The sequence below is a fragment of the Actinomyces urogenitalis DSM 15434 genome (genome assembly GCF_000159035.1).
Lineage (GTDB): Bacteria > Actinomycetota > Actinomycetes > Actinomycetales > Actinomycetaceae > Actinomyces > Actinomyces urogenitalis.
In genome coordinates, this window is sequence record NZ_DS999575.1 from 233,483 (window position 1) to 248,566 (window position 15,084).

At 62.2% G+C, this 15,084-nt stretch carries 13 protein-coding genes and 1 pseudogene; 8 read left to right on the forward strand and 6 right to left on the reverse strand.

Going from position 1 to position 15,084, the window contains the following annotated elements; all coding sequences use genetic code 11:
• Positions 1 to 133: 133 nt before the first annotated feature.
• The 4 genes from HMPREF0058_RS06965 to HMPREF0058_RS06975 are packed head-to-tail and all read left to right on the forward strand — an operon-like array spanning position 134 to position 4,261.
• Positions 134 to 1,558: a sugar nucleotide-binding protein gene (locus tag HMPREF0058_RS06965; RefSeq protein ID WP_040319754.1), complete on the forward strand. Its 1,425-nt coding sequence runs from the start codon at positions 134 to 136 to the stop codon at positions 1,556 to 1,558.
• Positions 1,558 to 3,120, forward strand: coding sequence for a DUF2142 domain-containing protein (locus HMPREF0058_RS12105; protein ID WP_141560507.1), 1,563 nt, complete (start codon positions 1,558 to 1,560; stop codon positions 3,118 to 3,120). The genes HMPREF0058_RS06965 and HMPREF0058_RS12105 overlap by 1 nt, the downstream gene beginning before the upstream one ends.
• Positions 3,120 to 3,857: a glycosyltransferase family 2 protein gene (locus HMPREF0058_RS06970; protein ID WP_006549050.1), complete on the forward strand. Its 738-nt coding sequence runs from the start codon at positions 3,120 to 3,122 to the stop codon at positions 3,855 to 3,857. Before HMPREF0058_RS12105 ends, HMPREF0058_RS06970 begins: the two co-directional genes overlap by 1 nt.
• Positions 3,854 to 4,261: a DUF2304 domain-containing protein gene (locus HMPREF0058_RS06975; protein WP_006549051.1), complete on the forward strand. Its 408-nt coding sequence runs from the start codon at positions 3,854 to 3,856 to the stop codon at positions 4,259 to 4,261. The genes HMPREF0058_RS06970 and HMPREF0058_RS06975 overlap by 4 nt, the downstream gene beginning before the upstream one ends.
• A gap of 10 nt (positions 4,262 to 4,271) precedes the next feature.
• On the opposite strand, the gene HMPREF0058_RS06980 is transcribed toward HMPREF0058_RS06975, so the two are convergent.
• The 4 genes from HMPREF0058_RS06980 to HMPREF0058_RS06995 form a co-directional block, all read right to left on the reverse strand.
• Positions 4,272 to 5,381, reverse strand: a complete 1,110-nt coding sequence (locus HMPREF0058_RS06980; RefSeq protein WP_006549052.1) for a glycosyltransferase family 4 protein — start codon at positions 5,379 to 5,381, stop codon at positions 4,272 to 4,274.
• 45 nt (positions 5,382 to 5,426) lie between these two features.
• Positions 5,427 to 6,290, reverse strand: coding sequence for a LicD family protein (locus HMPREF0058_RS06985; protein WP_006549053.1), 864 nt, complete (start codon positions 6,288 to 6,290; stop codon positions 5,427 to 5,429).
• 64 nt (positions 6,291 to 6,354) lie between these two features.
• Positions 6,355 to 7,308, reverse strand: a complete 954-nt coding sequence (locus HMPREF0058_RS06990) for a DMT family transporter (protein WP_006549054.1) — start codon at positions 7,306 to 7,308, stop codon at positions 6,355 to 6,357.
• A 2-nt stretch (positions 7,309 to 7,310) separates the two neighbouring features.
• Positions 7,311 to 9,131, reverse strand: a complete 1,821-nt coding sequence (locus tag HMPREF0058_RS06995) for a phosphotransferase (protein WP_248597016.1) — start codon at positions 9,129 to 9,131, stop codon at positions 7,311 to 7,313.
• A 269-nt stretch (positions 9,132 to 9,400) separates the two neighbouring features.
• Between HMPREF0058_RS06995 and HMPREF0058_RS07000 the strand changes: the two genes are divergently transcribed.
• The 3 genes from HMPREF0058_RS07000 to HMPREF0058_RS07010 are packed head-to-tail and all read left to right on the forward strand — an operon-like array spanning position 9,401 to position 12,407.
• Entirely contained in the window at positions 9,401 to 10,240 is an 840-nt protein-coding gene (locus HMPREF0058_RS07000; protein ID WP_006549056.1) for a LicD family protein, read from the forward strand.
• 7 nt (positions 10,241 to 10,247) lie between these two features.
• The gene (locus tag HMPREF0058_RS07005; protein ID WP_006549057.1) at positions 10,248 to 11,141 is read left to right on the forward strand and encodes a glycosyltransferase family 2 protein; all 894 of its coding nucleotides are present in this window, start codon (positions 10,248 to 10,250) and stop codon (positions 11,139 to 11,141) included.
• Positions 11,142 to 11,153: 12 nt separating this feature from the next.
• Positions 11,154 to 12,407, forward strand: a complete 1,254-nt coding sequence (locus HMPREF0058_RS07010) for a lipopolysaccharide biosynthesis protein (protein ID WP_024036833.1) — start codon at positions 11,154 to 11,156, stop codon at positions 12,405 to 12,407.
• Between the two features lie 212 nt (positions 12,408 to 12,619).
• Here HMPREF0058_RS07010 and rfbA read toward each other — a convergent pair whose 3' ends face one another.
• Entirely contained in the window at positions 12,620 to 13,492 is an 873-nt protein-coding gene (gene rfbA / locus HMPREF0058_RS07015; RefSeq protein WP_006549059.1) for a glucose-1-phosphate thymidylyltransferase RfbA, read from the reverse strand.
• Between the two features lie 113 nt (positions 13,493 to 13,605).
• On the opposite strand from rfbA, the gene manA reads away from it, so the two are divergent.
• Positions 13,606 to 14,796 (forward strand): mannose-6-phosphate isomerase, class I, encoded by a 1,191-nt coding sequence (gene manA / locus HMPREF0058_RS07020; RefSeq protein ID WP_006549060.1) that lies wholly within the window; start codon positions 13,606 to 13,608, stop codon positions 14,794 to 14,796.
• A gap of 11 nt (positions 14,797 to 14,807) precedes the next feature.
• On the opposite strand, the pseudogene HMPREF0058_RS12715 reads toward manA, so the two are convergent.
• Positions 14,808 to 15,084, reverse strand: a pseudogene (locus tag HMPREF0058_RS12715) (hypothetical protein); the annotation flags it as partial.

A 15,084-nucleotide genomic window follows, 5' to 3' on the forward strand; every position in this document is an offset into this window, starting at 1 on the left:
TGCTGACGCAGTGCCACGGGGTCTGCACGTGCCCCATGTGCGCAGGGACGTAAAGTTGGCACGTGCATGGATTGCTCCCAGATCTGTGCAGGCCTTCGATGAGCAGCCCACGGATTTACTTCGGATGGAGACTATGAGCGACACCAAGCCCTTGGGGATCGAGACCACGCCCATTCCGGGCTTCCTGCGCATCGACCTCAGTGTGCACGGGGACAACCGCGGCTGGTTCAAGGAGAACTGGCAGCGGGAGAAGATGGTTGCTCTTGGCCTTCCAGACTTCGGTCCTGTCCAGAACAACATCTCGTTCAATGACGAGGTGGGCGTCACCCGCGGTATCCACGCTGAGCCCTGGGACAAGTTTGTTTCTGTCGCGACGGGCCGAGTCTTCGGTGCCTGGGTGGATCTGCGCGAAGGCCCTTCTTTCGGAACGGTCTACACCACCGAGATTGACCCGTCTGTGGCTGTCTTCGTGCCTAAGGGTGTGGGTAACGCCTACCAGACCTTGGAGCCGAACACCGCCTACACCTACCTTGTCAACGACCACTGGTCGCCTGAGGCGCGCTACACCTTCTTGAACCTTGCCGATGAGACGGCCAACGTACCGTGGCCTATCCCGTTGGAGGAGGCCGTCCTCTCTGACAAGGACAAGGCGCACCCGCGTCTGGCTGAGGTCACGCCTTTCCCGGCGCCTGAGACTGCTGGCCGTCGCGTCCTGGTGACTGGTGCGAAGGGCCAGCTGGGTCGAGCTCTGATGGCTCAGCTCCCCAAGGCTGGTTTCAGTGCCACTGGTGTGGACCTGCCGGAGATCGACATCGCTGATGCTGCGGCCCTGGCCGAGATCGACTGGTCTGACTACGACGTCATCGTCAACGCCGCGGCGTGGACTGCTGTCGATGCCGCTGAGACGGCTGAGGGGCGCCCGGCTGCCTGGCGCGCTAACGCTACAGGTCCCGCGAACCTGGCTCGTGTCGCCTCCGAGCACGCACTGACCTTGGTGCACATCTCCAGCGAGTACACCTTTGATGGCGCGCAGAAGATCCACACCGAGGACGAGTCTCCGAGCCCCCTGGGCGTCTATGGCCAGTCGAAGGCTGGTGGCGACGCTGCTGTGGCTGCCACCCCGCGCCACTATCTGGTACGTACTAGCTGGGTGGTCGGCGATGGCAAGAACTTCGTCAAGACCATGGCGGGCCTGGCCGAGCGCGGCGTGAAGCCCTCAGTGGTGGGGGACCAGACTGGTCGACTCACCTTCACGACGGATCTTGCTGCCGGCATCATCCACCTGCTCACCACACAGGCCGAGTACGGTACCTACAACCTCTCCGGTGAGGGGCCTGTGGTCTCATGGTTCGAGGTCGCGCGCCGTGTCTACGAGCTGCTGGGCCACGACCCGAGTGAGGTCACCAGTGTGAGTACGCAGGAGTACTACGCCGGCAAGGAAGGTATCGCCCCGCGCCCCGCTCACTCCGCGCTAGACCTGAGCAAGATCAAAGCCGCCGGCTTTACGCCGGCGGACTCGATGGCGCGTCTGGAGGCTTACGTGGAGACACTTTCGTGATGGTTAAGTCTACTGTGGAACTGTGTGAGGAAGTGAGTGCAAGACCTGTCGTTGCTCGGCGAGCGCAGGGTGAGAAGTCTGGGCGGCGTTCCTACTTCCTCTATTTTGCGGCGCTTCTTGCCATGTTGCTGACCGGCCTCGGATGGGCGGTTGCTTCTCCAGTTGCTTCATCGCCTGACGACGACTATCACCTGGGCAGTATCTGGTGTCCGCGACCAGTTGCGGAGCATTGCCAGACCACAGAGGGGCAGGATGGGACTTGGATCAGTGTTCCTGAGGGTGTGAGTCCCCGGGCGATGACTTGCTATTCCTTTGAGACCGCTAAGTCTGCTGCCTGCGCTTCGGGCATGAAGGATGATCGATACACCTATTCATTCCGCTATGACGATGGTGGTTATCCCGTTGGTTACTACCAGTTCCACCACTTGTTGATTGGTAAAGATATAGAGAGCTCCGTCGTCCGGATGCGAGCGGTAAATGTGCTCATCTCCGTGATATTGATCGGGGCGATCTCGGCGATGTCTCGGCCTTCCGTGCGCCGCGCCATAGGGCTAGCGGTTGCGGCGTGCTGGTTTCCGATGGGTGTATACTTTATCGCCTCCAACAATCCGACCTCGTGGGCAATCGCCGGTCTTTTTTCCTTCACGACGGCTGCCTTTTCTGCCGCGCAGTCGCATGGATGGCGGCGCTGGGCGCTCATTTCTGCGGCAGCGATAGGGGCGATTCTGTGTCTTTCTTCACGTTTTGACGTGAGTTTTTACATGCTTGTCGTGGCCCTTGCCCTCACCTTCGCGATCCGATGGAACTTCAGGTCGCGCTGGCCTGAGTTTGCTTTTATGTGGATGGCGGGCCTGTGGGGCGTGTATTCAATGCTCGGAACCACCAATCAGACCGCCCTCCCGACCAACGGTGGAGGTAGTGGAGGCGGAGCGGGGTTCTCTCTACCAAACTTCCTCTGGGCACTTGCTTCAGCGCCGCGTTACCTTGCTGGATTCTATGGTTCCAGTTGGTCGCCTGGATGGGTTGACGTCCCCACTGGCGAACACGCTCCTTACGCCTTGTCCTTGATTGCAGCAGGTGCTGTTCTCATGGTGGCTCTCAGGCGAGGCAGTCTAAGGAAGTGGTTCGCGGCTCTCGTGATATTTGGTGCTCTTGTCTGCTTGCCGGCTGTTTTCCACGGGGCTGGCGTGTTTCCTGTCCTCTTTGGTTATCAGGCGCGTTATATCTTGCCTCTGTTTGGAGTTCTTTTCTTCTTGCTCCTTGCTCTAGACCTTGACGATACGGCTCTGCTCAGCCGACCGCAGCACGTGGCCATAGTGCTTCTTATCGGTGTTGCACACTCGCTGACTCTATACATCACGATTCTTCGTTTTACTCGCGGTGTTTTAGGGGGGCAGCCTCGCACGCTCTTGAATGGGATCGAGTGGTGGTGGGATATGCCAGTCTCACCTTTTGCTGTGTGGGTCGGCACCAGCCTTACGGCTTTTGTCTTCCTGGCGATTGCGCTGTCTGTTGCGCGACAGAATTTGTCCTTCAACACTAACTCGGGGACGAGGGTCTGATGAATCACGTTCTCGTCATCATTCCTGCCTGGAACGAGGAAGCAGTTCTGGGATCCGTCCTGGACGAGATAAAGGAGCGTGCACCTGAAGGGGCCGAGATTCTTGTTGTCTCTGATGGGTCCACGGACCGCACCGCGCGCATTGCTCATGAGGCAGGGGTCAAGGTCCTTGACCTACCGTTGAACCTCGGCGTTGGCGGAGCCATGCGTGCTGGCTATCTCTACGCCGAACGTCACGGCTATGACTATGCCGTCCAGCTCGACGCTGACGGGCAGCATGATCCGGCCGAGATCCCCGCGCTACTGGCTGCTGCTGAGCGCGAGGACGCAGATCTCGTCATCGGTGCGCGCTTCGCCGGCAAGGGAACCTATGAGGTACGCGGCCCACGCCACTGGGCCATGGTCGTGCTCGCGGTGATCCTGTCCCGTATCTGTGGCACACGGCTCACGGACACCACCTCCGGGTTCAAGCTCGCTGGCCGCCGAGCAATCGCCCTCTTCGCCCGTGAGTATCCTGCCGAGTACCTCGGCGACACTATTGAGGCTCTCGTCATCGCCGCACGTTCGGGACTCACCATTCGCCAGGTCGCCGTCGAGATGCGACCGCGTGCGGGTGGTACGCCGTCGCACAATCCTCTTCAGGCCGCACGATTCCTTCTCCGCGCTTTCCTCGCTCTCGGGATTGCCCTCACTCGCCGCTATGACGCCAACCTGCGTGAGGACGGTGACCAGATATGAGTCCTACCTTCTCGACCTACCTGCTGGGACTTCTTTTCGGCCTCATCGTTCTCGGCGCTGTCTTCCTGCGGATGCGCAACTCCGGGATGAAGGAGGGCTATGCCACGTGGTGGATCGTCATTGCGCTCGGCAGTCTTTTCTTTTCTGTCGTACCCGGAGCCCTGAAGCGCCTTTCCACCCTCTTGGGCGTGCAGGTGCCTCTCAACCTCGGTTTCTTCACTGCAGGCATCATTCTGCTTCTGCTTTCCCTGCGCTTCAGCGTGGACTTGTCCCAGGCGAGTGAGGACCGTCGTCGCCTCACTGAGGAAATTGCTATCTTGCGGGCGGAAGTCGATGAGCTTAAGGCGTGCTCCGCCGTCGAGAATGAGGGTAGTCAGGAAGATACGGCTGACGGCGCAGCCTGAGCGGGTCGACTCAGCGAACCTGCGCCGCGATGACCTGCTCGGCGATCGTGGCGTACTGCGCCGCACGTACTGGCCACGTCCACTGCGTGATGAAGGACGGATCCGCAGGACCAGGCGGTGCACTCAGCATCTCGATCAGCGCTTGAGACAGTCCCGCGGCATCTTTGCTTTCACAGATCGTGACCGGCGCACCTTGCTTACGGAGAAGATAGGCTCCCGGTACATCAAAGGTGACGACACGCCCACGTTCAGCGATGGCCTCCAGCAGGGTGGTTTGGAAACCCTCCGAGAGGACGGTGGGGTTGACGAGGGTTGAGCCGCGCAAGGCCTGACGTACCTGCTCCTGGCTCACTCGACCGCGCACGGCGACGACCTCGCTCACGCCCAGCTCCTGAGCATATGCAACGGCACGTTCTCGCTCCGCTCCGTCACCCAGTATCTCGCCCGTTACCTCCGTGCCGCGCTCGCGTAGCCGGCGTACTGCCTCAAGGAAGGTGTCCCACCCCTTTCCTGCGACGACGCGGCCCACAAAGACAAGGTGAGTAGGACGGTCGGGGGAGGGGGGCGTGGGCTGGGGCGGAGTAATCGCGTTGTAGAAGACCTCTGCCGCAGGGGCACCAAGCTTTTCTGCGAACCGCGCAGCCGGCTCGGAGACCCCGAGCACCTTGTCGGCATGCGTGAGCACGTAGCGGCCCATCGTGAGGTCGACAGCACGCGAGCCCACGAAGATGACGGGAGAGGAGTTAGCAACGTAACCGCTGCCGTGTTCGGTATGGATGACGGGAATCCCAGCGCGGCGTGCGGCCTGAAGGCCCACGAAGCTCATCGGGAAAAAACGTGTATGGGTCGACACGAGGTCGATCCCGTGTTGGACGAGGAATCGGGTGAGTGCCTGTGTCGTACCCAGGCTCGGCAGCGTAATGACATCCGCGATGGGCAGATGGGCGCGGCCTGTGAGTACCCGTACCTCACCATCGATACGGCGGCCCGGCGTGGAGGAGATCGTGAGCACCCACACCTCATGGCCGAGGTCGCTCAGTCCCTGGGCGAGATTCTCGATGTGGTACTCCAAGCCACCCACGCGAGGCGGGTAGCTGTTGACAACCATGGCGATCTTCATGTCCCTCGCTTCCTTCGTGGCGATCCTGAGCCGTCTCGGCGCTCGTTACTGCTCGGGGTCCTGCCAGACGCCGAAGCTCACCTCGACCGCTGCGTGGTTCACCCTCTGGTCCTCGGGTGGCAGGTTCATGTAGTCGCCGTAGCCACGAGTGAGGACTGCGTCGAACTTGCGAGCGACCTCCACCTCAATGTCTCCAAAAGGCATGCGGATGGAGGGGAAGAGCTCATCCTCGCGGGCCGACCAGCGCAACGGATCCTGTGTGCAGTAGTCACCGAGCACCGGGGAACCAGTGTTGTTGTAGCGAGTGGCCACCTTCTCCCATTGACGGTAGAGATGGGATGCGGACACGTGGAGCACTTTGAGACCCTGATGTGTGGCGTGGAAGACGGCCTTAGCCAGAGTCTTGGCGGGGCCGGTCAGGCCAGTGTCTGGCGTCGGCGTGCCGTGGAGAAACATGAGGCGCCCCCAGACCCAGCTCTCAGCGCTCTGGCGCTTGAACGCGCGGCGATCCTTGGGAATGCGGTCCAGCGGGAACAGGTCGATGCCAAGAGGCACCTGGAAGGCGCGGTTTCGAGCCACGCTGGGTGTAAAGACCGAACCTACAATGCCCAGTACGCCGAAAGGACGGGGATAGTCGGGATGAGTGAGCTGGGAGACCACCTCAAATTCCGGGGCTAGGAGTGGCGGTGCCTCGCGCAGGAAGCGTTCATAGTCCTCACGTGGCATGCAGACGTCGACGTCGTCGTCCCACGGAATGAAGCCCTGGTGGCGTACCGTGCCAATCGCGCTGCCGCCATAGACGACGTAGCGAATGTCCAGCTCATGGCAGACACGGTCGAGCTCAGCGAGCGTATCCGTTGCTGCGCGCTGAATCTTTGCCAGGAGTTGCGGATCGCCAAGCTCTGCCACAGATGTGCCCCTTCGGTGAGACGTCATGCAGCCTGCGCTGCGCTGGGGTCATTGTGTCACGGGCTCATGAAGGCGGCTCGGAAGCCGCACCCTGCGCCCGAACGCGCAGCAGGCTGGCCCAGTGGGGCGTCGCCGCGAGGACGGTTGCGGTGAGGATCACTACGCAGCACACGACCTGGTAGGCCGTGGGCACGGTGTGCTGGAGCAGGAAGGCGAAGATCACGGCCCACGCCGAGTAGGAGATGTTCAGAGCCATCCCTCGTGAGGCGCCAATGGTGTTGATCGCCTTGTAGTAGAAGAGGTAGGACACCGTTCCTGCCAGCGCCGCAGCCGCAACCACCGCGGCCGCTGGCGTGACTGAGGCACGTAGTCCCAGCCCCAGCGCGCCAGCCACGGGGGCGACGACCACCAGGTACACCAGCGCCGAGGTGGTCTCACGCAGCTGAAGCGCCGTCTCGTTGTCCACCGTCTCGTCGCGCATGCCCCAGGCGAGGATGACCGCCTCTGAGCCCCAGCCGATGACGCACGCCAGTGCTGCGAGGGTCCCCAGCACGGCCGAGCCTGGGACCTCGGCGCCTGAGGAGGACCATCCCACCATGATGACGGCGCCCAGGGCCACCATGAGCGCCACGACCTGCCGCGGACGCATCCGCTCCTTGAGGAACAATGCTGCCAACGCCGTCCCGACTGCGGGGTAGAAGGTGGAGATGATCGCGGTGTAGGCCGGTCCGATGTTGTCGATAGCGATGAGATAGCCAGACATTCCGAGCGGTCCGCCAAGGAGCGCAGCCCCCATGACCGCCCGGCCGCTGCGGGTGCGAGCCGCCCGGAGCGTGTGCCTGAGCCTCCCACGCACCCCCATGTACACTAAAAGGATCAGCGCGCAGGCGAGGTCGTGAAGAAGGGCTGAGGCGATTGAGGACTGGCCCGCCCCCAGGAACGGGGCCAGCAGCAGTGCCATACCAAGAATGACGGTGTCCAGTCCCCACAGGGCGCCGCTAAGAATTCCGTAACGCATGGTCAGCTCTCCTTGCTTCCTGCCAGGACACCTGTCAGGACCGGGGCGCTGCCTCTCTCGTAGGCCTCGAGCAGCTGATCCACGTAGGCGGCAGCGTGACGGTAGTAGATAAACAGCCACTCGCCGACGTCGTCGCCCTCTGCCTCCTTGAGGAGCGCCCACACGTACCAGCACCAGCCTGCGAAGACCACATAGGCCCAGAAGTGGCGTCGCTCAGCATCAGTAGGTGTCCGACCGAAGTAGTAGCCCAGGGCCTCCTCGCCGTGCGCGGGCGTCATCTGTGTGCACACGACCATGGTTCCAAAGTCGCTGGCGACGTCGGACATGCCGGCGTACTCCCAGTCGATGAGCTCTATCGTCCCGTCCTCGATCACGAGGAAGTTGAGCGGGAAGAAGTCGTTGTGGCTCGGTCCGGTGGGGAAGCCGTCCGCACTGGCGTGGTCCTTGAGCCGCATCACCTTGTCTCGCAGCTCTTGGTAGCCGGGAACATCGATCGGTCCGAGCTGCTCCAGCAGGGCCTCGTAACGCATCCCCTCACTGACGAAGTCGAAGGTACGGGGAAGCGTGCGTCCGCAGCCGTGCAGCTCGCGCGCCATCTCCATGGCGCGCCGAAGCTCCTCAGGACTTGAGACGTCAAGGTTGCGAGCACCAGGGACAAAACGAGAGATCTTCCAGCCGTGTGTGGCGTCGCCTTGGACGAAGGTCTCATCCAGCCCCAGCTCGCTGGCGAGCGTAAGTGCCTCGAGCTCTGCCTGACGATTGACAAGCTTCTCGGTACCGATACCGGGGTGGCGGTAGACGTACTCCTTGTCGCCCACGGCGAAGTGACACGACAGGTTTGTGATGCCCTGCTTGAGGGGATAGAAGTCGGTGATCTCGGACTTGGCGCAGTCCAGGGCCCTGGAGATCGTGTCAAAGACCTCGGAGTCCACGTTCTCCATGAACAGCGGGTCGAAGGAGCGGATCTCGTCCACTGAGTCGAACTCGTTGATGACGCCGGCGGGGTACTTGCGCATCACCATGTCGAGCTCCTTGACGTGGTCCAGGTAGATCGACTCCCACAGCTTTCCCTCGGTCTCTGGCAGGTCGTAGACCTGCTCCAGGATCTGGACGAACCTGGTGGAGAACGCTCGGTCGAAGTAGACGTGGCCCAGCATCGTCCACGCGTCGGCGCCCCCGACGCTCGCTCCGGTGATGCGTCCGCCCTTGCCGGTGGTGATGCACCACTCCTGAGTAGGGCCCTCGACGTACTGGGCGGAGTAGTAGGCCTGGTAGACGTAGAGCTCGAAGGGGTTGGTGGTGAAGTAGTCGTCAGAGGAGCACACGTAGGTGTTTCCCAGCTGCTCGCGGACCCGCCACAGTGACCCGTTGTTGTTGCGGGTGAGGTAGTCGTCGTTGACGACGATCGTGGCGCCGAAGCGCTCGGCGAGGTAGAAGAAGTACTCCTTCTTGTAACCCACAACCACCGTGATGTCAGTGATACCGGCCTCGTGCAGCTGTCTGATCTGGCGCTCGATGAGGACCTCGCCGCGGACCTTGAGAGTGCCTTTGGGACGCTCGTAGGAGATCGGAGCGAAGCGTTGTGACAACCCTGCGGCCATAATGACAGCGTTGTCCACCTTGTAGGGGGCCAGGGCCTCTAGGCCCGACGGCGTCAGGGCGCCTTCGGGGGAGAGGTAGCCCGCTGCCTGCAGCTCACGCAGTCGTGAGTTCACGGTGCCCAGGGAGACTCCTACTGCCTCAGCGAGTTCGCGTTGCGTGAGTCTCTCGCTGCTCGCGCGCACGGTGTTAAGGATGTGGAACTGGGTGTGCCTGAGCGGCATCATGGTCTCACTCACTACTCTTGCCTCCCTTGTTCAGTTCTTAAACTGAAGGGTTCGTGTTTGAACTCAATGTACCGCACTCGTCAAGTGAACACGGGATCTTCGTCGAGAGCCGGTAGTGGATGGCCCCTCGGTGATGTGCTAGGCCTCGGCCAGGTCCTGCGAGCAACGCGCGGGTAGTTGCGGCGACTTGCTATGACCTGCGACTAACATGGCGGCGGCACGGTGAGTCCAGGAGCGACGTAGTGGAATCTGCGAGAGGGTCGGTGATGGCTGCGTTAACGATGGAGGAGATTCGAGAGGTAGAGCTCGGGTGTCTACGCGAGCTGGATCGTGTCTGTCGAGCACATGGGCTGCGCTACGCCCTGGCCTATGGCACCCTCATCGGCGCGATGCGCCACAAGGGCTTTATTCCCTGGGACGATGACATCGATGTCTACATGCCTCGCAGTGACTATGAAGAGCTCTATCGCCTTTTTCGGGTGGGGGAACTGGGCTCTCGTTACACGCTCACTTCCTATCGTGATCACTCCTCGATCTACCCCTTCTTCAAGCTTGTTGATACTCGGACGCGTGCCGAGGAGTCTTTCCTCAATGAGCGTCATGCTTCGGGCTTGTGGGTCGATATTTTTCCTCTCGACTATGTCGATATTGAGTCGCCGCGTCTGAAGCGCGTCGCTGCCCAGGCGTATCGCCTCGTCTATTGGCGACACGTGGCGGCCACCGACCCACGCTTTGCGACGTCAGCTCGGGCACGAGCTCTCAAATACGCCATCTATCCGCTCACTCGCCGCATTGATCAGTATCGGCTGGCGCGCCGAGCTGACGAGCTTGCTCGGTCGGTGAACCTAGATCCGGCGGCGCGCTCCCCGCGCGCGCGTTATGTCCTGCTTGTTGACGACCGTATGGAGCGCAACATCCTTGCCCCCAGTGACCTCTTCCCTGTGGGGGAAGCGTTCTTCGAGGGCGAACGCTTTCCGGTTCCTGCGAAAGCCGCCGATGTCCTCACCGCCTACTACGGGACGTGGGAACAGATCCCCCCCCCCGATCAGCGGCCTCCAGCCCACCTGAGAAGAGTGGTGTGGGTAGGTGGGGACAGTGAGAAGTGAGGACACGATGACTGATCGACCACCTGCAACACCGCCCACGGTCTGCGTCTTCACCCCGACCTACCAGCGTGCGTATACCCTGCGCAAGCTCTATGAAAGCTTACTTGCTCAGACCTCCCACGATTTTGAGTGGCTGATCGTCGACGACGGCTCAAGCGACGGCACCGACGAGCTCGTCCGCTCCTGGCAAGAGGAAGCACGCATCCGTATCGACTACCTCCACGTGGACAACGGCGGAAAGCCTCGGGCGATCAATCGCGGCGTCAAGCGCACGGGAAGTCCGCTTTTCTTCGTCGTCGACTCAGATGACTGGCTAGTGCCCACTGCGGTTGAGCACATCCTCAAGGTCTGGAAGCGTATCGAAGGCCAGGATCGTTACGCAGGCTTCGTCGCACTGCGCGGGACAGATGAAGCCACTCCTATGGATACCTGGATGCCCGCCGATGGTATCGACGTGAAGTACTGGGATCTGTTCGAGACGATGGGCTTTCGTGGCGACACCTCTCTCATCCACCGCACTGAGGTGCTGCGGGACTACCCCTACGACGTGGCTCCAGGTGAGATCTTCATTGCGGAGACCTCCGTGTATTACCGGCTCGACGAGCACTACGACATGCTCACCGACAACACGATTCTCACCATTTGCCACTACCTGCCCGATGGGCTCACCCACAACTTCGTGGCCAATGCCAAACGCAACCCCATTGGCTATTGGAAGCACAAGCGATACTGTGCCCAGCGATCCACCACTGTCAAGGGACGCATCCGTGAAACCATGCTCTACCTGGTGGGCTGTGATCTTGCTGGGAAGAAGGACCCGGTCCGTAGCGCGCCCTCGCGGCTGCTGGCGGCCTCCCTCTTCCTGCCCGCCAAGGTCGTCCGCCGTACGCTTTTTAGATGAGGAAGTGGTGCCGTGCCTGCTAGTTCCGAGCTGAACGGATCTCAGGACGGCCTGTCTCTGCGTACCAATATGCTGTGGAATACCACAGGCTCGATGGTGCGACTGGCATGTAATTACCTTGTCACCATCGCCGTCGTACGGCTGTCGACGGGCTTTGATGGAAACGGTGTACTTACCTTGGCCTCCACAGTCTCAAGTCTGGCGATTCCGTTTGCAGAATTTCGTCTGCGTACCTTGCACGTTACCGATATCAGGGGTGAGCGTGCTTCGGGGGAGTACATCGGTCTACGGATCCTTAGCTCGACGATCGCCTTCGTTCTGGGCGTCGTCTACTCGCTGCTCACCAATGGTCTTGCCTCCTTGGGCGTGGTGACGCTCTACCTCATCTACTCCATTGCGACGGCCTTTATTGAGGGCTTCCATGCCATCGATCAACGTCATCGACGCATGGACTACATCGGTCTGTCCTACATCCTGCAGGGCCTTAGTACGTTGGCTGTCTTCTGCCTAGGCCTGTGGCTCACCAACTCCCTGGAAGTCGCGGTGGGCGCCATGGCGCTCGCGGCAGTCGCCGTCGGAATCTTCTATGACGTACCGCGCACGAGGCGCTTTGACTCCATCACGCCCATCCTCGATTTGCCGACAGCGGTTCGGACCCTCCTCGCCCTGCTGCCTCTCGTGCTTGCTCAGGTGGCGAGCTCTGCCGTTCTCGCTATTCCTCGCCAGCAGCTTGCTCGGGAAATGGGGGAAGCAGCGCTCGGTATCTACTCCTCGATTGCGGCACCCGTTGTCATCGTCCAGATGGGGGCGGCCTATGTCTATGGCCCGCTGATGGGAGAGTTCGCGGAGTCCTTCTATCGTGAGAGACGAGCGGGCTTGCGCCTCCTGGGTAAGACAACTCTCGCTGTGCTGGCTCTGGCTGCGGTGCTGGCTGTGGCGCTCCTGATCTTTGGCCGTCCCTTGCTGTGGCTCATGTTCGGAGAGAAGGTTCTGCCCTATATTTCGCTGCTTCAGCCCACGATCATCTGCACGGTCTTCACGGCATTCGCCTGGTTCTTCAACGATCTGCTCCTCGCCCTGCGCGATTTCAGGGGGGCCTTGATCGGCAATATCGCAGCCGTCGTGACCACGGCTGTCTGCTCGACGTATACGGTGCGTGCCTTCGGCATGAATGGTGTGAGCTGGGCGGGTGTTGCCTCCTATGGCGTCGCCCTGGCGGTCATGGCGCTCTTCTTCGCGCGCGACTACCGGCGCCTGGGGCGCTAGATCTCAGCACCTGCATGATGCGAAGTTGTTCTCTTCTTGAGGGGAGGGTTTGAAGGACTCTCAACTACGGATATTTGTCGTCATGGTAGGAGTCTCACGGGGGAGGGGCTCTCGGCTCACAACGACTGCGGTACGAGGGGTTCAACAGAGCCTGAGAGCGGGCTCCGCAGCAGTGCAGAACCCGCCCTGAGGGTGTCGTCAGGCCTCTCTGCTCAGCGCCGCTCGCGCTCCAGCAGGTCCAGCAGGTACTGGCCGTAGCCGGACTTGACCAGGGGCTCGGCGCGCTCACGCAGGCCGTCGTCGTCAATGAAGCCCATGCGCCAGGCGATCTCCTCGGGGCAGCCGATATTGAGGCCCTGACGGTGCTGGATCGTGCGGATAAAGCTCGTCGCGTCAGCCAGTGAGTCAAAGGTTCCCGTGTCCAACCAGGCGGTACCGCGGGGGAGGACCTCCACCTCAAGACGGCCGGCCTCTAAGTAGGTCCTGTTGACGTCAGTGATCTCGTACTCGCCACGCGCCGAGGGCTGGAGGTTCTTGGCGATCTCCACGACGTCGTTGTCATAGAAGTACAGACCGGGAACGGCGTAGTCGGACTTGGGGTGAGCGGGCTTCTCCTCAATCGAGATGGCCTTGAAGTCCTGATCGAACTCCACCACGCCATAGGCCGTGGGGTCCGCCACCTGGTAGGCGTAGACCACACCGCCAGCGGGGTTGGTGTGGCGGCGCAGGCGCGTGCCCATGCCAGGGCCGTAGAAGATGTTGTCTCCCAGGACCAGCGCGGCGGGCTGATCTCCAATGAAGTCCGCGCCCAGGACGAAAGCCTGTGCCAGACCGTTGGGGACCTCCTGGACGGTGTAGGACAGGTTGACACCCAGCTGTGAGCCATCACCAAGCAGGCGATGGAAAGCCGGAGCGTCGTGCGGGGTGGTGATGACCAGGACGTCCTGGATCCCTGAGAGCATGAGGGTGCTCAGGGGGTAGTAGACCATCGGCTTGTCATAGACCGGCACCAGCTGCTTGGAGGTGCCAAGCGTGATGGGGTTGAGTCGCGTGCCGGAGCCACCGGCCAGGATGATGCCTCGCATAGGGGCAAGTGTGGCCTACTTTGGCCAGTTGTGGGGCGAGGCGCGAGTACGAGTGCCGGGAGAAACCTGGCGGGTCCCGCGTATTCGGCGCGCCGTCGGCTAGCGTGGCGTTTATGGAGCGACTCGACGGTGCCCGTCAGTCCTATGACTGGGGCTCACGCACAGCGATCCCGCAGCTGCTCGGTACTGAGGCGGACGGCCGGCCCTGGGCTGAGCTGTGGTTCGGTGCTCACCCGGCCGGCCCCACACGCTTGACCACTGGGGCCACTCTCGCCTCCCTCCTGGAGTCCTCGCCTGATCGGCTTCTGGGGGAGGACGTGGTACGGCGTTTTGGCCCGCAGCTGCCGTACCTGCTCAAGATCATCGCTCCGGACAAGGCGCTGTCTCTCCAGGTGCATCCCTCCCTTGCTCAGGCACAGGAAGGCTATGAGCTGGAGAGTCAGGCTGGTATCCCGGTGGATTCGCCAGTACGGAATTACCGAGACTCCAACCACAAACCGGAGATGGTGCTGGCGCTCACTCAGTTCGAGGCGGTCGCCGGTTTCCGGGCTCCGCGCCGGGCAGCCGAGGTGCTCGGAGGGCTGGGCTCCGGGCTGGCACGGCGCATCCGCCGCGGGCTGCGCCTCAATCCCACGCGCTTTGGCATCCGTCAGGTCTTCTCCGAGCTGGTCTCCGCGGGCACGCGACCCTCGGCCCAGGAGGTGACGGAGCTGGTCGAGGAGCTTGGCCAGCGTCTGGAGGCGGGAGACTCACCGTCCCGCCGAGTGGATTCCAATGCCCTCACCATGGCGCAGGCCTTCCCTGGCGACCCAGGCATCGCGGCGGCTCTCCTGCTCAACCCGGTCACGCTGCGGCCTGGAGAAGCGCTCTTCGTCCCGGCAGGAGCTGTTCACGCCTATATCTCCGGTCTGGGTGTGGAGATTATGGCTAACTCGGACAATGTGCTGAGAGCTGGGCTGACCTCCAAGCACATTGACATCCCGGCCATGCTTGCCTGCGTTGACTACGTTGCGGCGCCGCCAGTGCGTCCGGCTCCCGAGTACCTCTCGCGCGCCACCCGGGTCTACTACGCCCCCGTGGACGACTTCGAGCTCATGGTCACCACGATCGTCCCGGAGGACGATCGCTTGGCTCTCCCTGGACGTGGACCGAGGATCTTGCTGGCCGTTGAGGGGGTGACCACAGCCACAACCTCAGCTGGTAGCGCCGAGCTGAGCGCCGGTCAGGCCCTGTTCGTCGGCGCTGACGAGCGCACCGTGTGGCTTGAGGGGCATGGAACGGTGATCCAGGCTGACGTGCCCTAGGGCGAGGAACGTCAGCAGCCAGCCGATGGGCTCATTCGTGCGGCCCGCTCCTGGCGCGCCGCGGTGGCCACGAGGGACTCCTCAGCATCGGGCGCCACGAGCACGGCCGTGCGGCCGGCGCGCCAGGCGGCCAGGACGGCCAGCATTGCCGTCGCGCTCGCGGACTCCTGGATGAGCACGGCTGGCCCCTCCTCAGGCAGCCGGGCGGCCTCGTGGGCTGTCTCCTGCCGGCTGAGCGTGGCCCAGGTCGGCTCGCCTACCGCCTCGTGCTCCTTGTCCGCCTCGCTG